The sequence below is a fragment of the Streptomyces lateritius genome, from assembly GCF_014649715.1.
GTDB lineage: Bacteria > Actinomycetota > Actinomycetes > Streptomycetales > Streptomycetaceae > Streptomyces > Streptomyces lateritius.
On record NZ_BMTO01000011.1, the window covers coordinates 223,971 to 244,781 of the forward strand.

The 20,811-nt window shown below is 71.5% G+C and carries 21 protein-coding genes; 9 read left to right on the forward strand and 12 right to left on the reverse strand.

Features of this window, described 5'->3' with window-relative positions:
• The first annotated feature begins 31 nt into the window (after nt 1-31).
• Nucleotides 32-1,291: a sensor histidine kinase gene (locus IE136_RS23500; RefSeq protein WP_189601311.1), complete on the forward strand. Its 1,260-nt coding sequence runs from the start codon at nt 32-34 to the stop codon at nt 1,289-1,291.
• Entirely contained in the window at nt 1,288-1,914 is a 627-nt protein-coding gene (locus IE136_RS23505) for a response regulator (protein WP_158991867.1), read from the forward strand. Before IE136_RS23500 ends, IE136_RS23505 begins: the two co-directional genes overlap by 4 nt.
• A gap of 59 nt (nt 1,915-1,973) precedes the next feature.
• On the opposite strand, the gene IE136_RS23510 is transcribed toward IE136_RS23505, so the two are convergent.
• Entirely contained in the window at nt 1,974-2,297 is a 324-nt protein-coding gene (locus tag IE136_RS23510; protein ID WP_158991866.1) for a DUF5955 family protein, read from the reverse strand.
• 155 nt (nt 2,298-2,452) lie between these two features.
• Between IE136_RS23510 and IE136_RS23515 the strand changes: the two genes are divergently transcribed.
• From IE136_RS23515 to IE136_RS23525, 3 genes are all read left to right on the forward strand, one after another.
• Nucleotides 2,453-3,067, forward strand: a complete 615-nt coding sequence (locus IE136_RS23515) for a nucleotidyltransferase family protein (protein ID WP_189601312.1) — start codon at nt 2,453-2,455, stop codon at nt 3,065-3,067.
• 225 nt (nt 3,068-3,292) lie between these two features.
• A complete protein-coding gene (aceB, locus tag IE136_RS23520) occupies nt 3,293-4,924 on the forward strand; it encodes a malate synthase A (protein WP_189601313.1) in 1,632 nt (543 codons plus the stop codon).
• 272 nt (nt 4,925-5,196) lie between these two features.
• Nucleotides 5,197-6,363: a GDSL-type esterase/lipase family protein gene (locus tag IE136_RS23525; RefSeq protein WP_189601314.1), complete on the forward strand. Its 1,167-nt coding sequence runs from the start codon at nt 5,197-5,199 to the stop codon at nt 6,361-6,363.
• 65 nt (nt 6,364-6,428) lie between these two features.
• On the opposite strand, the gene IE136_RS23530 is transcribed toward IE136_RS23525, so the two are convergent.
• Together IE136_RS23530 and IE136_RS23535 are read right to left on the reverse strand one after the other, a co-directional pair.
• Entirely contained in the window at nt 6,429-8,291 is a 1,863-nt protein-coding gene (locus IE136_RS23530; protein ID WP_189601315.1) for a hypothetical protein, read from the reverse strand.
• A 64-nt stretch (nt 8,292-8,355) separates the two neighbouring features.
• Entirely contained in the window at nt 8,356-9,330 is a 975-nt protein-coding gene (locus IE136_RS23535) for a fibronectin type III domain-containing protein (protein WP_189601316.1), read from the reverse strand.
• 118 nt (nt 9,331-9,448) lie between these two features.
• Here IE136_RS23535 and IE136_RS23540 point away from each other — a divergent pair, with 118 nt between their 5' ends.
• Together IE136_RS23540 and IE136_RS23545 are read left to right on the forward strand one after the other, a co-directional pair.
• A complete protein-coding gene (locus IE136_RS23540) occupies nt 9,449-10,027 on the forward strand; it encodes a hypothetical protein (protein WP_189601317.1) in 579 nt (192 codons plus the stop codon).
• Nucleotides 10,028-10,075: 48 nt separating this feature from the next.
• The gene (locus IE136_RS23545) at nt 10,076-10,678 is read left to right on the forward strand and encodes a TIGR03086 family metal-binding protein (RefSeq protein WP_189601341.1); all 603 of its coding nucleotides are present in this window, start codon (nt 10,076-10,078) and stop codon (nt 10,676-10,678) included.
• A gap of 73 nt (nt 10,679-10,751) precedes the next feature.
• Here IE136_RS23545 and IE136_RS23550 read toward each other — a convergent pair whose 3' ends face one another.
• The 9 genes from IE136_RS23550 to IE136_RS23590 all read right to left on the reverse strand — a co-directional run bounded on the left by IE136_RS23550 (nt 10,752) and on the right by IE136_RS23590 (nt 18,889).
• Nucleotides 10,752-11,450 (reverse strand): aspartate/glutamate racemase family protein, encoded by a 699-nt coding sequence (locus tag IE136_RS23550; RefSeq protein ID WP_229819063.1) that lies wholly within the window; start codon nt 11,448-11,450, stop codon nt 10,752-10,754.
• A gap of 98 nt (nt 11,451-11,548) precedes the next feature.
• A complete protein-coding gene (locus tag IE136_RS23555; protein ID WP_189601318.1) occupies nt 11,549-13,003 on the reverse strand; it encodes a nucleobase:cation symporter-2 family protein in 1,455 nt (484 codons plus the stop codon).
• A 356-nt stretch (nt 13,004-13,359) separates the two neighbouring features.
• Nucleotides 13,360-14,748 carry an 8-oxoguanine deaminase gene (locus IE136_RS23560; protein WP_158991852.1) on the reverse strand — a complete coding sequence of 463 codons (1,389 nt, stop codon included), beginning with the start codon at nt 14,746-14,748 and terminating at the stop codon, nt 13,360-13,362.
• 48 nt (nt 14,749-14,796) lie between these two features.
• A complete protein-coding gene (locus tag IE136_RS23565; RefSeq protein WP_189601319.1) occupies nt 14,797-16,203 on the reverse strand; it encodes a nucleobase:cation symporter-2 family protein in 1,407 nt (468 codons plus the stop codon).
• 72 nt (nt 16,204-16,275) lie between these two features.
• A complete protein-coding gene (gene pucL / locus IE136_RS23570) occupies nt 16,276-17,199 on the reverse strand; it encodes a factor-independent urate hydroxylase (protein ID WP_158991848.1) in 924 nt (307 codons plus the stop codon).
• 5 nt (nt 17,200-17,204) lie between these two features.
• Nucleotides 17,205-17,594: a hydroxyisourate hydrolase gene (gene uraH, locus IE136_RS23575; protein WP_158991846.1), complete on the reverse strand. Its 390-nt coding sequence runs from the start codon at nt 17,592-17,594 to the stop codon at nt 17,205-17,207.
• Nucleotides 17,591-18,106 (reverse strand): 2-oxo-4-hydroxy-4-carboxy-5-ureidoimidazoline decarboxylase, encoded by a 516-nt coding sequence (gene uraD / locus IE136_RS23580; RefSeq protein ID WP_189601320.1) that lies wholly within the window; start codon nt 18,104-18,106, stop codon nt 17,591-17,593. The genes uraH and uraD overlap by 4 nt, the downstream gene beginning before the upstream one ends.
• 157 nt (nt 18,107-18,263) lie before the next feature.
• Nucleotides 18,264-18,584: a helix-turn-helix domain-containing protein gene (locus IE136_RS23585; RefSeq protein ID WP_229819075.1), complete on the reverse strand. Its 321-nt coding sequence runs from the start codon at nt 18,582-18,584 to the stop codon at nt 18,264-18,266.
• A 44-nt stretch (nt 18,585-18,628) separates the two neighbouring features.
• Nucleotides 18,629-18,889 carry a thiamine-binding protein gene (locus IE136_RS23590; RefSeq protein WP_189601342.1) on the reverse strand — a complete coding sequence of 87 codons (261 nt, stop codon included), beginning with the start codon at nt 18,887-18,889 and terminating at the stop codon, nt 18,629-18,631.
• Between the two features lie 140 nt (nt 18,890-19,029).
• On the opposite strand from IE136_RS23590, the gene IE136_RS23595 reads away from it, so the two are divergent.
• On the forward strand, nt 19,030-19,863 hold the full coding sequence (locus IE136_RS23595; protein ID WP_158991842.1) for a TIM barrel protein: 834 nt from the start codon (nt 19,030-19,032) through the stop codon (nt 19,861-19,863).
• 41 nt (nt 19,864-19,904) lie between these two features.
• Nucleotides 19,905-20,795, forward strand: coding sequence for a 2-hydroxy-3-oxopropionate reductase (locus tag IE136_RS23600; protein ID WP_189601322.1), 891 nt, complete (start codon nt 19,905-19,907; stop codon nt 20,793-20,795).
• Nucleotides 20,796-20,811: the final 16 nt, after the last annotated feature.

Consider the following 20,811-nt stretch of genomic DNA (forward strand, 5'->3'; position numbering starts at 1 on the left):
ATTGTCTGCCCCGGCCTACGCTGGAGGGATCATGGATCCGCGTTCCCTCACCCCCGTCCTGCGCGTGCTGCGCCTCTGCCTGCATCTGCTGCTGGCGGGGCTGCTGGCGCTGGCCGCGCTCCGGGCCGACTCGGCCGGAGGTGCGGCCCTGGCGGCGCTCACGAGCGCGGTCTACGCGGCCGGTTTTCTGCCCTCCGTACAGGAGTCGCGGCGGGCGGCCGGGGTCTGGCTCGGCGTGCTGTGCGCGTCCTGGCTGGCGCTGCTGTGGCTGACCCCGGAGGGGCTCTGGGTGGCGTTCCCGCTGTACTTCCTCCAGCTGCATCTGCTGCCGGTGCGCTGGTCGGTCCCGTCGGTGGCGCTGACGGCGTGCGCGGCGATCCTGTCGTACGTACGGCACGGCGCGCCGCTCAATCCGGGCGTCTTCATAGGTCCGCTGCTGGGCGCGGCGGTGGCCGTGGCGACGGTGCTGGGCTACCAGGCGCTGTACCGGGAGAGCGAGCGGCGGCGCCGGATGGTGGAGGAGCTGATCGCGACCCGGGCGGAGCTGGCGGCGGCCGAGCGGCACGCGGGCACGCTGGCGGAGCGGGAGCGGCTCGCGCGGGAGATCCACGACACCCTGGCGCAGGGCCTCTCCTCGATCCAGCTGCTGCTGCGGGCCGCGGAGCGGACGCTGCCGGAGGACTCGCCTGCCGCCGGGCACATCGAACGGGCGCGGCGGGCGGCGCAGGACAACCTCGCGGAGGCCCGGCGGTTCGTCCGGGCGCTGTCGCCGCCGGACCTGGAGCACGGTTCGCTGGCGGCGGCGCTGGAGCGGCTCTGCGAGCCGGGCGTGGCGGGGACAGCGGCGGCCGGTCCGGACGGAACGGAGTCCGACGGGCCGGAGCGGGACGGAACGGTGCCGGCCGGGACAGGGCCGCGGGTGCGGTTCTCCATGAGCGGGACACCGGTGGAACTGCCCACGCCCTACGAGGTGGCGCTCTTGCGGATCGCCCAGTCGGCGCTGGCCAACACGGTGCGGCACGCCTCTGCGGCTCGGGCGGAGATCACGCTGTCGTTCATGGACGCGTCGGTGACGCTGGACGTCGTCGACGACGGCAAGGGCTTCGACCCCGCTCGGGTCGCGTCCTCCGCCGAGGGCGGGTTCGGGCTGCCGGCGATGTGCTCGCGGGCGGAGTCGCTGGGCGGCACGTTCGCGGTCGAGTCCGCGCCCGGTCAGGGCACGGCCGTCGCCGTCTCCCTGCCCCTGCCTGTCACCCCTCCCGTCCCTCTTCCCACCGGAGTGTCGACATGACGATCCGTCTCCTGCTCGCCGACGACCATCCGGTGGTACGGGCGGGACTGCGGGCGGTCCTGGCCGCGGAGCCGGACTTCGCCGTGGTCGGCGAGGCGGCCACGGCCGAGCGCGCGGTCGAGCTGGCCGCGGCGGGCGGGGTGGAGGTGGTCCTGATGGACCTGCAGTTCGGGTCAGGGATGCATGGCTCGGAGGCGACCGCGGCGATCACGTCCCGTACCGGCGGGCCCCGGGTCCTGGTGCTGACCACGTACGACACGGACGCGGACATCCTGGCGGCGGTGGAGGCGGGCGCGGCGGGCTACCTGCTGAAGGACGCGCCGCCCGAGGAGCTGGCGGCGGCGGTCCGTACGGCGGCGGCGGGCCAGTCGGCGCTCGCACCGGCCGTGGCGCACCGGTTGATGGACCGGATGCGGACACCGGCAGAGGCGCTGACGAAGCGGGAGCTGGAGGTCTTGCAGCTGGTGGGCGAGGGCCTGTCGAACCAGCAGATCAGCAAGGTGCTCTTTCTCAGCCAGGCGACGGTGAAGTCCCATCTGGTGCACATCTTCGCCAAGCTGGGCGTCGACTCGCGCACGGCGGCGGTGGCGGCGGCGACGGCCCGCCGCCTGATCCGGAGGTGATCACCGAGGGGGCGGTCAGGCCCGCGGTCCTCGTCCGGCCCGCGGGTCCCCTCCCCCGCTCAGGGCGCCTCGCGTGACGGCTCCCCGAAGAGCTCGACCGCCTCACGGACCCCCGCGAGGCCGTTCGAAAGGGCGCTGACGGAGCCGATCGCGCCGGCGATCACCAGCAGGGAGCGGCGCAGCCGCCGTACCTCGGGGATCCCGCTCACAGCCATCGCGTGCAGCGCGGCCAGTTCGTCCTCGGCGATCCCCCGGTCGGCGAACTCCGCCCGGTGGGCCGCCAGTTCGCGACGGAGCCGGGAGACGGCGGTGGTCAGCTCCGCCACCCTCGGGTCCTCGCCGCCGCCGGTTGTCACACGCCTCTGCCCCACGCTTCGCAACACGGTTCTCCCCCTCGCACGACTCTGTGCGGTTGTCCGGGCGCCCAGGGTCGCGGGCAAGTTAACGCCATCGTGCGCCGGCGGCGCCACTCCGTGGGCGTAATTCAGGCCTACGTGTGTACGGGCCCCTATGACGCCCCATGAGGTATGCAGGGCTCATGACGCACACGGAGCACACCCCTCCCCTGATCGCCGGCCTGCTGCTCGCCGCGGGCGGGGGACGGCGGCTCGGCGGCCGTCCCAAGGCACTCCTGACCCACCGCGGCCGTCCGCTGGTCGAGCACGCGGTGCGCGTGCTGCGGGAGGGCGGCTGCGAGGTGGTCCACGTGGTGCTGGGCGCCTCGGCCGATCACGTACGGGAGCTGTCACAGCTGCCCGGTTGCGTCCTGGTCGACAACCCGGAGTGGGCCGAGGGCATGGGGTCGTCGCTGCGGGCCGGTCTGGCCTCGCTGGCGGCCGAGGCGCTGCCGGTGGACGCGGCCCTGGTGAGCCTGGTGGACCAGCCGGGGATCGGCGCCGAGGCGGTGGCGCGGGTCCGGTCGGCGTACCGCTCGCGCGACGCCCTGGTGGCGGCTTCGTACGGCGGCGAGCGTGGCCATCCGGTGCTCTTCGGCGCGGACCGCTGGGCGGGGATCGCGGCGGGGGCGGTCGGTGACCAGGGAGCGCGCGACTATCTGAAGGAGCACCGGGATGCGATCACGCTGGTGGACTGCTCGGATGTGGCCGAGCCGTACGACATCGACACGGAGGCGGATCTGGCGCACCTTGAGTGAAGGGGGTGGCACTGAGCGCCACGTTCTGTCGATCCGGAGAATCTCGACATCAACAAACCATTGAACTTCCACCATGAGGAAACTAGTATCCACTGTTCAGAAGCGCCTGACCTTGTGACGGCGCTCGCGGCCGTATCTCGGCGCCTGCGGCACTCCGTGCCGATCCGCGACGCCCGGCGGCCGCAAGGCACCGCCCGTGAAGCCCGCTGAAGGAAGTGACAGTTCATGTCCGCACCAGCGCCGTCCCCCCTGGCCGTCGTCGAAACCGAGCCCCTGCCGAGGCAGGAGGAGGTGCTCACCGACGCGGCCCTCGCCTTCGTGGCGGAGCTGCACCGGCGGTTCACGCCGCGCCGGGACGAGCTCCTCGCCCGCCGGGCGGAGCGCCGCGCCGAGATCGCCCGTACCTCGACGCTCGACTTCCTCCCGGAGACCGCCGCGATCCGCGCGGACGACTCCTGGCGGGTCGCGCCGGCCCCGGCGGCCCTGAACGACCGCCGTGTCGAGATCACCGGCCCGACCGACCGCAAGATGACGATCAACGCGCTGAATTCGGGCGCGAAGGTGTGGCTCGCCGACTTCGAGGACGCCTCGGCGCCGACCTGGGAGAACGTGGTCCTGGGACAGGTCAACCTGATCGACGCGTACACCCGGAAGATCGACTTCACGGACCCCAAGTCGGGCAAGTCCTACGCCCTCAAGCCGGCCGACGAGCTGGCCACGGTCGTGATGCGCCCGCGCGGCTGGCACCTGGAGGAGCGTCACCTGACCTTCGAGGGCCGCCCGGTCCCCGGCGCCCTGGTCGACTTCGGCCTGTACTTCTTCCACAACGCCAAGCGGCTCATCGAGCTCGGCAAGGGCCCGTACTTCTACCTCCCGAAGACGGAGTCGCACCTGGAGGCCCGCCTCTGGAACGACATCTTCGTCTACGCGCAGGACTACGTCGGCATCCCGCAGGGCACCGTGCGCGCCACCGTCCTGATCGAGACGATCACGGCGGCGTACGAGATGGAGGAGATCCTCTACGAGCTCCGCGACCACGCCGCGGGCCTCAACGCCGGCCGCTGGGACTACCTCTTCTCCATCGTCAAGAACTTCCGTGACGGCGGCGCCAGGTTCGTCCTCCCGGACCGCAACGCGGTGACGATGACGGCCCCGTTCATGCGGGCGTACACCGAACTCCTCGTCCGCACCTGCCACAAGCGCGGCGCGCACGCGATCGGCGGCATGGCGGCGTTCATCCCGTCGCGCCGCGACGCCGAGGTCAACAAGGTCGCCTTCGAGAAGGTCAAGGCGGACAAGGACCGCGAGGCGGGCGACGGCTTCGACGGCTCCTGGGTCGCCCACCCGGACCTCGTCCCGATCGCGATGGCCTCCTTCGACGCGGTCCTCGGCGACCGGCCGAACCAGAAGGACCGGCTGCGCGAGGACGTCCATGTCGAGGGCCCCGAACTCATCGACATCGCCTCCCTGGACGCGCACCCCACGTACGAGGGCCTGCGCAACGCGGTCCAGGTCGGCATCCGCTACATCGAGGCCTGGCTCCGCGGCCTCGGCGCGGTCGCCATCTTCAACCTGATGGAGGACGCCGCCACGGCCGAGATCTCGCGCTCGCAGATCTGGCAGTGGATCAACGCGGGTGTCGAATTCCAGCACGCCGGACAGACCGTGCGGGCCACTCCGGAACTGGCCCGCGAGGTCGCGGCGGAGGAACTGGCCGCGATCCGCGCGGAGATCGGCGAGGAGGCATTCGCGGCCGGCAAGTGGCAGCAGGCCCACGACCTCCTGCTCCACGTCTCCCTCGACGCCGACTACGCGGACTTCCTGACCCTCCCGGCGTACGAGCAGCTGATCGGCTGAGTCGCCCACCTGCTGATCGACTTCTTCTGACCGGCCGACCCGCACAGCGGCCGAGCAGTGTCCCGGCGGTGACCGGGGAAAACAGGCTCCGCCCCTGGTGAACGCAGAGCACCGGGGGCGGAGCCCTTTTCGATCCGGGGCGTTTCACAGGGCATGTGACGCAACCGAGACGTGCGGCTACCTAGCGGTAACAAGCCACGGCGTGCCAGATTCCGCATGCCACCGGCCGGCGGCTGACCCTCACTCCACTGCAAGGACGCAGGAGCGCAGCCATGCCCACCCCCCACCGTTCTCCCCGCCGTGCCGTGCGCGGACTTCTCGCTCTGTCGCTCGCCGCGGGCGGGCTGCTGACCGCCGGTGGCGGCTCCCCGGCGCTGGCGAGCCCCGGTGCCGGGCCCACCGCCGTCGTGTCGATGGGTGACAGTTACATCTCGGGCGAGGCCGGGCGCTGGCAGGGCAACAGCCTGACCACCACCGGCAGCCGCAACGGGACCGACCGGGCGTGGACGGGGAGCGCTTACGATCCCGGCCGCGTCTACGGGACCACGGCCGCCAACGGCTGTCACCGCTCCGACTCGGCCGAGGTGAAGAGCGCCGGCCCGATCGCCTCGGCGCTGATCAACATCGCCTGCTCGGGCGCCACGACCCGGAACGTCTTCCGGGCCGCGAGCGGCGGCGTGGCGTACAAGGGCGAGGCGCCGCAGGCCGACCAGCTCGCCTCCATCGCCGCCTCCCACGACGTCGAGACGATCGTGCTGTCGATCGGCGGCAACGACCTGGGCTTCGCCGACATCATCACCACCTGCGCGACCGACTACATCGTCTGGTATTCGTACTGCCACGACGACCAGCAGGCCGAGGTCGACGCGAAGATCGACGGCGTGATGGCGAACGTCGGCAAGTCGGTGGACGAGATCCGGGCGGTCATGTCGGGCGCCGGGTACGCCGCGTCCGACTACCGGATCGTGCTCCAGTCGTACCCGTCGCCCATCCCGCGCGCTGCGGAGAACCGGTACGCGGAGAGTGGCTGGAGCCGTACCAACACCGGCGGCTGCCCCTTCTGGAACCTGGACTCCGACTGGGCGCGGGACTCGCTGGTCCCTCAGATCGCCAACCGTCTCAAGGGCGTCGCCGCCGCCAAGGGCGCGCAGTTCATGGATCTGCGCGACATGCTCCAGGGGCGCGAGGTGTGTGCGAAGTCCAGCAAGCAGGTCAGCGCGACCGTGCCGGCCTCGGCATCGACCAGTGAGTGGGCTCGCTGGATCGACCAGAACCAGACGCAGGGCCCCCTCCAGGAGAACATGCACCCCAACCACTACGGCCAGGCGGCGCTCGGCCGCTGTCTCTCGCTGATCCACGCCCGGCCGAGCGGGAACTTCAGCTGCCGGAACACGGCGGGGACCGGGGCGTCGGGGATGTACCTGACCGCCCTCTCCTGACCGGCCTTCCTCTGACCACTCCTCCCTGACCACTCCTCCCTGACCGCCTCCCCTCCCCCACGGGATCAGCGGGTGCGGCGCACGCTCCGGCGACGGCGCCGCGCCCGCTCCTTCCCGGGGCCGGGCGCGGGGAGGGTGGTGCCGAGGGCCTTCAGCGTCCGGAAGGCCGTGTGCGGGTCGATCGCGGCCATCTCCTCGGCCAGGGCGCGGGCGCCGCCCGGCCAGCCGGCGGCGGCGGTGTCGAAGGCGCTCGCTCCGGCCGAGCGGCGGGAGAGCCGGTCCAGGATCAGTACGGCGCGGGCGGAGAGCGGTACGCGGGTCTCGTCGGCCGGCTCGCCCCGGGCGCGCAGCACCCCGTACGCGTACGCCCCCATCACCGGGTCGTCGAGGGCGCCGCGCAGGGCCTCGACGGGGGCGGCCTCGGGGTCCAGGGCGCCGAAGAGGGCGCGGGTGGCCGCCGCCTCGGAGGTGCCGGCGTTGACGGTGCCGAGGGCGGTGAGCAGGTGGGCCCAGGCGTCGACGGTGTCCCCGCGGGCGCGGAGCCAGTCGGCGAGGACGCGCGCGGCGGCCGAGGCGGACCAGCCCTCGGCGGCGGCGATGATCGTCGGGGCGTCCCAGGCGGCGGCCTCGGCGGCGTCGGGCGCGGCGACGCCGCGGACGCGGAGCAGGTAGCGGAGCACCTCGACGCCCCATGGGGTGAGCCCGAAGGCGTCTCCGGTGCGGAAGACCATGCGGGTCGCGGCGAGCCGGTCGACGGTGCCGGCCATGGCCCGGGCGGACGGTTCGAGCCGGGCCCGGTCGGCGTCCGTGACGGCCGATCCGACGAGCCGGGACAGTTCCGGGACGGGCGGCACCTGGTACTCCCCGGGCGCTTTCGCCGGTACGAGGACGGGCGCGTCCTCCAGGCGGGGGTCGACCGGCCAGTCCTCGAACTCGGCGGCCCTGCGGGCGACCGATTCGGCGGTGGAGCCCCGCTGGTACAGCGCGTAGAGCAGGTGCGCGGCCTCGCCGTCGTACAGTCCGCCGCTCTCGTCACTCCTCATCTCCTCGACGGCGCCGGCGAGGAGATCGGCGCCGGCCTCGACCGACCGCTGCGGGTCGTGGGCCTCCATGGGCGGCGGCGGGAGCGGGGTCCAGGAGTCGCCGTAGTAGTCGAGGTGCTCGTCGAGGAGGGTGTCGGCGAGGACGAGATGGGGGAAGGCCTCCGGACCGGGCGCGAGATGCGCGTACGACCCGGCGAGCGCCCCGGCGAGCCCCTCAGCGGTCCACCGGTCGAGGAGCTCGCCCGCCACCCGCCCGACGCCGTGCGAGACGTCCTCGTCGGAGAGCAGCGGTCCGGCGGGCGAGGGCGCCTGCGCCTCCCGTACGTACGCCCCGGTCAGGACCTCGGCGAGCATCATGGCCGCGAACTCGCTGCGGTTCATCAGGGCGGCCCGGTGCAGGCCGTCGGGCGGCGTCACGCCGTCGTGGGCGGCGAGCCAGGCGCGTACGGCGGCGGGATCGTCACGGTCGACGCCGTCGGCGGCCAGCAGGGAGGCGTACCAGCGCTGCCAGGTGAGGTTGGCGGCGTCCGTCATGGCCCGCTCGAAGTCGGGCCCGGTCTCCAGGATCGCGGCAACGATCCGCGCCTGCCGCTTCCTGTTCAGCCGCCCGGCCTCCCGCATCCTCTCGGTCAGCGCCACGAGCACGGCCGGGTAGGCCGGCAGCTCCTCGGGCGTCGCGTAGACGAAGGCGGGCAGGTCTTCGACGAGCACATGCCGCACGAGATCGACGCTCGGCTCCGGCAGCCCGCTCCTCCGGTCGGCCCCGCGCAGGGACAGGAGCCCGAGCACGGCGTCGGCGGCGCGCGCGTACGAGGCGTCGCGGGACTCGGGGGTTCCTTGCAGGAACGTGTCGAGCCCGGTGTTGGTGAGCACGGTCGCTGCCACCTTTCCCAGGGTAGTTCCGCAGCGAGCCGGACGCCGAGGCGGAGGCGGTCGGCGGGGAGCGCTGTCATAGGACGACAACGGTGCGCTGGGCGGAGAAGTCACCCCAGGTGCCGTCCGGCAGTCTGGCGCGGAGTTTGACGCTGTAGCGGGTGCCGGGGGCGTCCGGGACGGTGAAGGTGTAGGTCGCGCGGCCGAGGGGCGGTTCGGCGCCCCAGACGATGGTCGTGGCGAACTTCCCGTCGAGGTAGAGCTGGTGCTCCTTGACCACGGCGCCGGTCTTCGGCGGGGTCCAGGTCAGGGTGATGCCGTCCTGGGTGGCGGTCGCCTTCAGGTCGGTGGGGGCGGTGCTCGCGGGGGCGCCGGGGGCGCGGGCGGTGGTGAGGTCGGCGGGGTTACTGTCCGGGGAGGAGTTCTCGGCGGCGTCGCGGGCGCGGACGGTGAAGGTGTAGATGGTGCCGGGGCGCAGGCTGGTGACACGGGCCGTGGTGGCCGTGCCGGAGACGGTGTGGATCCGGGAGTCGGCCTGGTAGACGTCGTAGGCGGTGACCTTGGTGTCGTCGCGGGCCGGTGCCCAGGTCAGTGTGGCCGCGCGGCCACCGTCGGGGGTGGCGCGCAGGGAGGCCGGGGCGGTAGGGGGCGTCCGGTCCTGGGCGGTGGCGGCAAGGGTGGTGGCGGGGACGGTCGCGCTGTGCGGGGAGCGGTTTCCCGCGGCGTCGCGGGCGCGGACGGTGAAGGTGTAGGGGGTGGCCGGGGTCAGGTTCACGATGTCGGTCATCAGGGTCGTGGCGGGGAGCTCCTTCACCTTGCGGCCCTGCTGGTAGACCTCGTAGGCGGTGACGGCACGGTCGTCGGTGGCCGCGCTCCACATGACGTGGACGGTGCGGGCGCTCCCGGAGGCAGCGGTGACTCCGGTGGGGACGGTGGGGCCGGCGGTGTCCTTGGCGGGGGTCGGGGAGCAGGCCGCGAGACACAGCGTGGCGGCGGTCAAGAGGGTTGCGGCGAGCGGGCGTTGCACGGGAATGCCTCCGTCCGTCGACATGGTCCAGACCTTTATTGCACCCGGGCGGGAGGTGCCACAAGGGGGCGGGGCGGGGTCGTTGTCAGTGGAGTGCGCTTCACTGGATTCATCACTCTCCGTGACGAGATCTGGGGGGATCATGACGGACCGTACGACCTATACGACGCTCGGCGCACTGCGCGAGCGCGGCTGGACCGACGCGATGGTGCGGGACCTGCTGGGCGAGCCGGACGTGCAGGGCCGGGATCCGCGGCGTTGGTCGCTCGCGCCCGTGCGCCTCTATCTGCTGGCGCGGGTGGAGGCGGTGGAGCGGACGCCGGAGTTCGCGCGGTGCGCGGCCGCCTCGGGGTCGAGGTCCGCGGCCGCTGAGGCGGGGGCGGAGCGGCGGCGACGGGCGGTGCTGGCGGCGATCCGCGCGGAACCGATCGAGGTGCCCCGGCTCCCGGCCGCGGAGCTGGAGCGCCGGGCGGTCCGCCACCGGCACCTGCTCGGGGCCCGCGGCCCGGGCGGGGTGGCAGCGGGGGCGCTGGTGCGGTGGCAGGTGAGCTACCTGCGGCACGCGTTGTCGCGGTACGAGACGCTGCTCGACGGGCTGTACGGCTCGACGGGCCGCGCCGAGGCCGAACGGCTGCTGCGCAGAAGGCTGTACGAAGCGATCGCGGCGGCCTATCCGTCACTGGCGCGGGAGTGCCTGCGGCGCATGGGAGCGGAGCGGTGAGGAGCGATGAGTTCGGGCGGTCGGGACGGTCTGCCCCGTATGGAGAACATGGAGAACGCGGAGAAGACGCCGCACATCGATCTGGGCGCGGCCGCCGAGCGGGTCGCGCGGCTGGCGACGGGCACCGGCGACGAGCGGCTGGGGGACCCGACGCCTTGTCCCGCCTATGCGGTACGGGAGGTGCTCGCGCACCTGGCGGGACTGAGCGTGGCCTTTCGGGACGCGGCCCGCAAGGAGTTCGGCCCGACGGCGAACACGCCGCCCGGGTCGTCCCTGCCGGTCCTGCCGGACGACTGGCGTACGGCCCTGCCGCGGGCGCTGGACGAGCTGGCGGCGGCCTGGCGGGAGCCGGGCGCCTGGGAGGGGGACACCCGGGCGGGCGGGGTCGAACTGCCGGCCGTGGTGATGGGCCGGGTCGCGCTCGACGAACTGCTGATCCACGGCTGGGACCTGGCACGGGCGACGGACCAGGAGTACGAAGTCAGCGAGGAGGAGTTGAGGGTCTCGGAGGCCCTGCTGACACCGGCGGAGGACGCCGCCCCCGGGGACGAGGGTTTCTTCGGCCCGGTCGTGCCGGTCCCGGCGACGGCCCCTCTCCTGGACCGCGTGATCGGCCTGAGCGGCCGCGACCCGAACTGGCGCCCCGCGTAGCGGCGTTCGGGGCCCGGCGGGTGGTGCGCCCGCACTGTGCCGCGGTGGCGTGGTGCGGTCGACGGACCGGGCCTCACCCGCCGGTGGGCGTCAGGCGGGCGACGAGGCGGCAGGCGGCCGGAATCGGGGCGATCAGGGGGGTCGCGAAGTGGGGGCGGAGGGACTCCGCCGCGTCGGACAAGGGGCCGCCGGCGATGACGATCGCGCGGGCTCCGTCCCGGATGACGCAGCGTTCTCCCGCGAGCGCCAGGCTCTCGCGCAGTGACTCCGGTCGTGCGGCGAGCATCTCCGGGGCGCCCTGGGTCAGGCGGAGGCCGGTGAAGAGGGGCGTGAGGCCGAGGCGGGCGACCTGGTCGGCGATCGAGTCCGCGAGCAGGGGGGTCGTCGTCGCGATGCCGAAGGGGGTCCCCCCGGCGGACGCCTCCAGGAGGGCCGCCTCGCCGATCCCCACGACCGGAATGTCCGCCAGCGCCCGCAGTTCGTCCAGGCCGGGGTCGCCGAAGGCGCCGACGATCAGGGCCGCGCGGTCGCCTGCGGACAGCGCCAGGCGGCCGGCCGTGACCACCTCCAGGGCCGCGGCCCGGAGCGCGGCGGGTTCGGTGAGCATGCGGGGGCCGCGCTCCACGGTCAGGCCCTGGACGGGGACGGTGGGCCCCAGGGTCCGCCGCGCGACGGCGGTCATCATCGCCGTCGTGGTGACGGAGGTGTTGGGGTTGATGAGCACGACCGTGCGCCCGCCGACGCCCCGGTTCGTCCCGGCGGCGTCCGCCACGTCCGGTCGAGGCGACGGCGCGCCCCGGCCGGGCAGGCGCGCGAGGCCGGCCCCCGCGTGGCGCGCGGGGACCGGCTCGGCGGCGGGGCGGGGCGTGTTCAGTGGACGTGCGCCGCCTTGGCCGTACGGGTCTCGGAGATCTCCTCGCCCGGTTCCATGGGCGCCGTGACCTCGTCGTCGTCCCGGCGCCTGCCGAGGTGGTTGAAGACCAGGTTCAGCAGGACCGCCGCGACGCAGCCGGTCGAGATACCCGAGTCCAGGATGATCTTCGCGGTCTCCGGGAAGGCGTGGTAGAACTCCGGCTCCGTGATCGGGATGATGCCGACGGCCAGCGAGACCGCCACGATGAGCACGTTGTTGTCCTTCTCCAGGCCGGCCTTGACCAGGGTCTGGATGCCGCTTGCGGCGACCGAGCCGAAGAGGACGACGCCCGCGCCGCCGAGCACCGGGCGCGGGACGACCGAGATCAGCGAGGCGGCCACCGGCGAGAGGCCCATCAGGACAAGGAAGCCGCCGCCGCAGGCGACCACGAAGCGGCTGCGGATCTTGGTCATCGCGACCAGACCGATGTTCTGGGCGAACGCGCTGCACATGAAGCCGTTGAAGAGCGGGCTGATGGCGGAGCCGAGGGTGTCGGCCCGCAGTCCGGCCGCGATGGTCTTCTCGTCGGCCGGCCGCTCGACGATCTCGCCGAGCGCCAGCATGTCGGCGGTCGACTCGGTCATCGAGACCAGCATGACCACGCACATGGAGATGATCGCGGCGAGTGCGAACTGCGGGGCGCCGAAGTGGAAGGGGTTCGGGAAGCCGACGACGGACGCCTCGGTCACCGGGCTGAAGTCCGTGACACCGAAGGGGATCGCGATGAGCGTGCCGATGACGAGACCGACCAGGACGGCGACCTGCTTCAGGAAGCCCCTGGTGAAGCGGCGCAGGACCAGGACCACAGCGAGGGTGACGGCCGCGAGGGTGAGGTACGTGGTCGAACCGTAGTCCTCGGCCGTGGGGTTGGGCCCCTGGGCCCAGCCGAAGGCGACCGGGAGCAGCGAGACGCCGATGAGCGTGATCACGGTGCCGGTGACGACCGGCGGGAAGAAGCGGACCAGCTTGGAGAAGTAGGGAGCGGCTATGAAGCCCAGGACACCGGCGACGATGATCGCGCCGAAGATGATGGGCAGGGCGTCGGTCTTGTCGTCGGTCGTGTCGACGATCGCGAGCATCGGAGCGACGCCGGCGAAGGTGACGCCGTTGACGAACGGCAGCCGGGCGCCGATGTTCCAGACGCCGAGCGTCTGGAGGAAGGTGGCGAATCCGGCGGTGAAGAGGCTGGCTCCGGTGAGGAAGGTCAGTTCGGTGCCGGAGAGTCCGACAGCCGCACCGACGATCAACGGCGGGGCAACGACGCCCGCGTACATGGCGGCCACGTGCTGCAGACCGCTGGTGAACATTTTCAGGGGCGGCAGAGTCTCGTCGACCGGATGCTTGGTGCTCCGGTCTTCGGTGTCGGCGCCTGCGTCTTGTGCATCATTGCGAAACCTGGGCTTGGCGGCCACGGCGGTTCCTCCGGTCGGTTACACGTCGGCGGTGACGCGGGTGTCAGGGAGGTGGTGCAAGGTGGTGCAAAGTCGTGCAGTGGTGCGCCTCACGGTGTGCGGCTCATGAGGAAACGCTGGGGTGTCTCGTTGGGGGTGCTGCCTTCTTCGTGTGGTCGCGCAGGCCTGGGGGTGCCGTGCGTCGTGTCGTGCGTCGTGCGTCGTGCGTCCGGGGAGGTGGGACACACATCGACCGTCCGGGGGGTGCCGTACCTCTTTACGTACGGGCACCCCCCGTCCGGCCGGCCACGGGCCCCGCTCGGGTCCGTGGCGACCGACCGAGGGCCGTCCCCCTCGGTCGGACTCCTTGGGGTGGATCAGCCCTGGGCCGTGATGCGGGCCAGGCGCTGAGCCTCCGCGCGCGCGTCGCGGGCGATCGCCTCTTCGTCCGCGAACAGCAGGCGGTTGTTCTCGACGATCTGCTTGCCGTTGACGAAAGAGGCCGTCACCGGAGCGGCGGCGCCGAAGACGATCGCGGTCACCGGGTCGGCGATCGAGGAGTGACCGAGCCCGTCGATCTTCCAGAGCACGAAGTCGGCGAGCTTGCCCGCCTCCAGCGAACCGATCGAGTCGGCCCGGCCGAGGACCTGCGCGCCACCGTACGTACCGAGGCGCAGGGCCTGGCGGGCGTTGAGCGCGGCCTCGCGGTGGGCGCCGAGGCGGTTGACGAGGAGCGCGTTGCGCAGCTCGGTATGGAGCTCGCCCGACTCGTTGGAGGCCGTGCCGTCGACACCCAGGCCGACCGGCACGCCCGCCTTGAGCATGTCGGGGACCCGGGCGATGCCGGCGGCGAGGCGCGCGTTGGAGGAGGGGCAGTGCGCCACACCCGTACCGGTACGGGCGAAGGCGGCGATGTCGGAGTCGTTCATGTGGACGCAGTGCGCCATCCACACGTCCTCACCGAGGAAGCCGGTGGACTCGAAGTAGTCGGTCGGGCCCATGCCGAAGAGCTCGTGGCAGAACTTCTCCTCCTCCACCGTCTCCGAGCCGTGGGTGTGCATGCGCACCCCGAGGCGGCGGGCCAGCTCGGCACCCTCCTTGAGCAGACGGGTGGAGATGGAGAAGGGGGAGCAGGGGGCGACGGCGACCTGGGTCATCGCGTCGAAGGAGGCGTCGTGGAACTTCTTGACCGTCTCCTCGGTCGCGGCGAGCGCGCCCTCGGTCGTCTCGACGGCGAAGTCCGGCGGCAGGAAGCCGTCCTTCTCGCTCATGTCCATCGAGCCGCGGGCCAGGGTGAAGCGCACGCCCATGTCGGAGGCGGCGCCGATGATGGCGCCCGACAGGTCGCCGGAGTTCTTCGGGTAGACGTAGTGGTGGTCCATGGCGGTGGTGACGCCGCCGCGGGCCATCATGGCCAGCGAGCCCTGGGCGGCGACGCGGACCATCGACTCGTCGATGCGGGCCCAGGTCGGGTAGAGCGCGACCAGCCAGTTGAAGAGGTTGTGGTCGGTGGCCAGGCCCCGGGTGATCCACTGGTAGAAGTGGTGGTGCGTGTTGATCAGACCGGGCGTCACCAGATGACCGGTGGCGTCGATCCGGCGTACCACGTTCTCCAGGCCCTCGGGCGCCTTGCCGGCGCCGATGGACTCGATCTTGTTGCCGGCGACGACCAGGTACCCGGAGGCGTACTCGGTGTCGTTGGCGTCCACGGTCGCGATCGCACAGTTCTCGATGACGATGCGCTGGGCTGCCGAAGGTGCTGCCATGGCGGTGGTTCCTTCATTCCTCTGCGGTGGTGTGGGCACGGCAGGACCCTAGGAGGATTTGAGTGCCGGGGCCGCGTGACGGCTCCGGGTGCCGAGATGGTGGAAGAACAGGTTGAGCGTGACCGCGGCCAGCGCTCCGGCGCTGATCCCGGAGCCGAGCACGGTCCGTGCCCAGGCGGGGAAGTCCGCGTAGAAGGTGGGCGCGGCGAGCGGGATGATGCCCGCTCCGAGCGCCACGGCCACCAGGACGATGTTGGAGCTGTCGTCGAGCCCGGCTTCGGAGAGGGTACGGATACCGCTGACCGCGATCGAGCCGAAGAGGACGATGCCGGCGCCTCCGAGGACGGGCATCGGCACCATGGAGACGACCGCGCCGAGGACCGGGAAGGCGCCGAGGACCAGCAGGGCGCCACCGGCGGCGGCGACGACGTAGCGGGAGCGGACCCGGGTCAGCGAGACCACGCCGACGTTCTGGGCGAAGGCCGAGGTCGGGAAGCCGCCGAAGACGGGGCCGAGGAGGGTCGCGACGCCGTCGGTCCGCAGGCCGCGGGTGATCGTCCTCCCGTCGCCGCGGCGCTCGCAGATCTCGCCGAGGGCGAGCATGCCGGCGCTGGACTCGGTCATGAGGACGAGCATCACGATGCACAGGGACAGGATCGCGGCGGGCTGGAACTCCGGTGCGCCGAAGGCGAAGGGCGAGGGCAGTGCCGCGACCGGCGCTTCCCTCAGGGCGGAGAAGTCGGCCATCCCGAAGGGGATCGCGGCGAGCGTGCCGATGAAGAGACCGAGCAGCAGGGCGATCTGCTTGAGGAAGCCCTTGCCGAAGCGCTGGAAGAGCAGGATCACGACGAGCGTGACGGCGGCGAGCGCGAGGTACTTGCCGGCGCCGAAGTCGACGGCTTCCTTGTCGCCGCCCTGGGCCCAGCTCACCGGTACGGGCATCAGGGTGACGCCGATGAGGGTGATCACGACGCCGGTGACGAGCGGCGGGAAGAAGCGCAGGAGCCGGCCGAAGAAGGGGCCGACGGCGAGGCAGAAGCCTCCGGCGACCATCACCGCGCCGTAGATGGCGGGGAGTTGGTGGCCAGGGGCGCTGGTCTCGGCGATCGCGAGCATCGGTGCGATGCCGGCGGAGGAGGCGGCGTTGACGAACGGGAGCCGGTTTCCGGCGAACCGTCCGGCACCGATGGTCTGCAGGATCGTGGCACAGCCGGCGATGAGCAGGCTCGCGGCGATGAGGCGGGTCATCCCGGCGGCGTCCAGGCCGACCGCCTGGCCGATGATCAGCGGAGGGGTGACGACGCCCGCGTACATGGCCGCGATGTGCTGGAGTGCGGCGGGTACGAGCCGCGAGGCGGGAAGCTTCTCGTCCACCGGGTGGACCTCGGTCGAGGTGGCCGGCGGGGTGGAACACGGGTCTCCGGCAGGTGCCGGCCCCGTTGCGGGCTGTGCCATGGGTACGTCCCTCCGGTCTGGTGGCCGCCCCCGCCCGACTGCGGGCGGGCGGAGGCGATCACGCAGGGCCGCTTAGAGGTTGGTCATGTCGACCGGGATCTGCGCCGTGGCTCCGTCGCGCAGCACGGTGGCCTCGATCAGGCCGTACGGGCGGTCGGCGGCGTAGTAGACCTCGTTGTCGTTCTTGAGCCCGAAGGGCTCCAGGTCCACCAGGAAGTGGTGCTTGTTCGGGAGCGAGAAGCGGACCTCGTCGATCTCCGAGCGATGGCTGATGATCCGGGTGGCCATCTGGTACAGCGTCTGCTGCAGCGAGTACGAGTACGTCTCCGCGAAGGCCTGGAGCATGTGCTTGCGCGTCTGCTCGTAGGACTTCTCCCAGTTGGGCATCCGCTGCTCGTCGTCGGTCCAGTTGAACCGCCAGCGGCCGGAGACCTGCGTGGCCAGGATGCGGTCGTACGCCTCCTGGAGCGTCGTGTACTTGTCCTTGATGTAGCCCCAGAACTCCGAGTTGGTGGAGTTCATGACGACGAGGTCCTTGAGGCCGGAGATGACCTCCCACTTCTCACCGTCGTACGTGATCTGGGTGACGCGGGTCTCCTGGCCCTTGCGGGCGAAGGAGTGGTTGACGTCGTCGGCGCCGATGAACTTGGAGTTGGCGTCGGAGGTGGCGATGCGCTCCCAGGAGTACTCCTCGATCCGGATCCGGGCCCGGTGGATGGGCTCCTGGCTGGTCACGAAGTGACGCGCCAGGTGGATGCCGAACTGCTCGGCCGACTCGATCCCGTACTCCTTGGCGAAGGCGTAGACGGTGTTCTTCGTCGTGTCGGTGGGCAGGCAGTGGGCGTTGGAGCCGGTGAGGTGGACGTCGTCGAGGTCGCCGGAGAGGGCGACGGAGACGTTCAGGTCCTTGATGTGGTGGGTGTCGCCGTCCCGCGTGATCTTGACGACGCGGTTCTCTGCTTTGCCGTACTGGTTCTGGCCGAGAATCGTGGGCATGTCTGCTAGCTCCCTCGGTAAACGGAGTAGCCGAACGGGTTGAGCAGCAGCGGTACGTGGTAGTGCTCGCCCGGCTTGACGGTGAACGTGATCGCCACCTCCGGGAAGAACGCACCGCTGTCCCTTACGCGGGGGGCGTCCTGCTGCGCCTCGGCTTGCTTCTTGGAGAAGTACTCCTCGACCTCGAAGTCGAGTCGTACGTGGGTCGTGCCCTCCGGCAGGGCCGGCAGGTCCTTGCAGCGCCCGTCCGCGTCGGTGGCGGAGCCACCGAGTGCGACCCACTCCGCGTCGAAGCCGCTGCGGGCCGCGAGCGTGATGGCGACGCCCTCGGCGGGGCGGCCGATGCTGGTGTCCAGGATGTGCGTGGAGACCGAGGCGGTGGTGTCGGTGCTCATGCGGCGCTCTCTTCCTCTACGAGACGGGTCAGGCGGATGCGGTTGATCTTGCCCAGTTCGGTGCGGACGATCTCCCGCTCCTGCTCGGGCGAGTGCTCGATCCGCTCGCGGACCGCGTCGCGCATCTCTTCGCCGGTCTTACCGGTGGCGCAGATCAGGAAGACATGACCGAACTTGTCCTGGTAGGCCAGGTTGAGTTCGAGCATCTCGGCCTTGAGCTCCTCGGAGGCGCCGGCCATCCCGCTCTGCTCGCGGGAGGAGGTCGGGTCCCCGGCCTTCGGACGACCGATCGGCGGGTGGCCCGCCATCGCCTCGGCCAGATCCTCGGCGGTCAGCTCGGCCATGGCGGCGTCGCTGGCGAGGAAGAGGGCTTCGACGGTGGCGTACGGGCGCTGGGCGAGGATCTTGCTCGCCCACGCCGAACTGGAACACACCTCGTGGAGCGCGGCGACAGCGTCGCTGTCCGCCGAGGTGTTGAACCGGGTGAGGCCCGGTGTCGTACCTGAAGTCACGGGAAGCCTCCGTGGCTGTTTTTCGCTGTGCGTCGGACGGGCTGCGGATAGCTAACGCCCTCCCGCAACACCACGTCAACACTTTGTTGAAAACTCGGCCACACAAAAGCCGTCGTCCCGACATCCGGACGACGGCTCATGGCCAACACATGATCAACTAGCCGTTCTTGGCGGCGTTTTCCCTGTTCAGGTAGTTGTACACGGTGAACCGGCTGACACCCAGTGCCCCGGCCACCGTCTCCACCCCGTGCCGCACGGAGAAGGCGCCGCGGGCTTCGAGCAGGCGGACCACCTCCTGCTTGGCCTTGCGGTCGAGCTCGGCCAGCGGCATCCCGTGCCGCCGTTCCATCGCGGCAAGGATGTGGTCGAGCGAGTCGGAGAGCTGCGGCAGCCGGACGGCGAGGACGTCCTCGCCCTCCCAGGCGAGGACCACGTCGTCGGGCTCGGCCTGCTCGGGGCCCAGTATCTCCGCGCCCATCGCGTCGGCCAGCGGCTTCACCGCGGCGACCAGGGGGTGTTCGTTCACTTCTCGCCCTCCCTGGCACCGTCGATCACGTTGACCTGGAGGGAGACACGGGTCGCGCCGGCCGCCAGGGACCTGCGCAGCAGGGCGTCGACGGCGGTCAGCACCTCGTCGGCGGCGCCCTCCGCCGTATTGCCGAAGGGGCCGACGTCGACCGCGTCGAGCTCGGCCGCCTGGATGACCTCACGCGCCACGACGGCGTGCGCGGGCGCCTCGTCCAGGTCGAACGGCTCGGTCGTGAACTCCACTCTCAAACGCACCATGCCCCCACGCTACTGGCCGGGAGCCGGCCGGCGGCAGCCCGGAGCGGCGGGGCCCTCTTGACACCCCCGCACACCTGCGTGCAACATTCCGTCAGACAGAAACTTACTTCCGCAATACGGAAGGAGCGCCGCCCCTCATGGGATACACGGACCAGCGCTTCGATGTGAACCTGTCGATCCTCTTCACGGAACTCCCGCTCCTGGAGCGCCCCGCGGCCGCCGCCGCGGCGGGCTTCACCGCGGTCGAGCTGTGGTGGCCCTGGATCGACACCGCCACCCCCGACCAGAGCGAGCTCGACGCGCTCAAGAAGGCTCTGGACGACGCCGGCACCCAGCTGGTGGGCCTGAACTTCTACGCCGGACAGCTGCCTGGACCGGACCGGGGCGCCCTCTCGGTGCCCGGTGAGGAGTCGGACCGCTTCCGCGCCAACATCGAAGTGGCGGCCGACTTCGCCGCCTCGGTCGGCTGCAAGGCGCTCAACGCGCTCTACGGAAACCGCGTCGACGGCGTCGACCCGCAGATCCAGGACTCCCTCGCCCTGGAGAACCTGGTCCTCGCCGCCCGCGCCGCCGACCGGATCGGCGCCATCCTGCTGATCGAGACCCTGAACAAGCCGGAGTCGCCGCTCTACCCGCTGGTGAGCGCCCCCGCCGCGATCGACGTCGTCGACAAGGTCAACGCGGCCACCGGGCTCGGCAACGCCAAGTTCCTCCTCGACATCTACCACCTGTCGATGAACGGCGAGAACGTGAGCGAGGTCATCGCCCAGTACGCGGACAGGACCGGCCACGTCCAGATCGCCGACAACCCGGGCCGTGGCGCGCCGGGCACCGGCGACCTGCCGCTGGAGCAGCTCCTCGACGAGCTCAAGAAGGCCGGCTACGACGGCTGGGTCGGCCTGGAGTACAAGGCCGCCGACGCCGCCGCGTCCTTCGAATGGCTCCCGGCCGAGGCCCGCGCGGCCCGCTGACCTCCTCCCCGTACCACCTGTTTTCGAGAGGCACCCTCACCATGAGCACTCTTCCCAAGATCGCGTGGATCGGTCTCGGCATCATGGGCTCCCCCATGTCCGAGAACCTGATCAAGGCGGGTTACCCCGTCACCGGCTTCACTCTGGAGCAGGACAAGCTGGACCGCCTCGCCGCGGCCGGCGGCACCGCCGCCGCGTCGATCGCCGAGGCCGTCAAGGGCGCCGACGTCGTCATCACCATGGTCCCGGCCTCCCCGCAGGTCGAGGCCATCGCCTACGGCGAGAACGGCATCCTGGAGAACGCCCGCCAGGGCGCGCTGATCATCGACATGTCGTCGATCACCCCGCAGACCTCCGTCGATCTGGCCAAGAACGCCAAGGAGAAGGGCATCCGCGTCATCGACGCGCCCGTCTCCGGCGGCGAGGCCGGCGCCATCGAGGCCGTCCTGTCGATCATGGTGGGTGGCGAGCAGGCCGACTTCGACGAGGCCCTGCCGATCCTCGAGGCCCTCGGCAAGACCATCGTCCTGTGCGGTCCGCACGGCTCCGGCCAGACGGTGAAGGCCGCCAACCAGCTCATCGTCGCGGTCAACATCCAGGCCTGCGCCGAGGCCGTCGTCTTCCTCGAGAAGTCCGGCGTGAACCTCCAGGCCGCCCTGGACGTCCTCAACGGCGGCCTGGCCGGTTCCACGGTCCTGACCCGCAAGAAGGACAACTTCCTGAACCGGGACTTCAAGCCCGGCTTCCGGATCGACCTGCACCACAAGGACATGGGCATCGTCACCGACGCCGCCCGCAACGTCGGCGCGGCCCTTCCGGTCGGTGCCGTCGTCGCCCAGCTCGTCGCCTCGCTGCGTGCGCAGGGCGACGGCGGCCTGGACCACTCGGCCCTGCTGCGCGCCGTCGAGCGCCTCTCCGGCCAGCAGGTCTGACCCCCCGCCCCCGAGA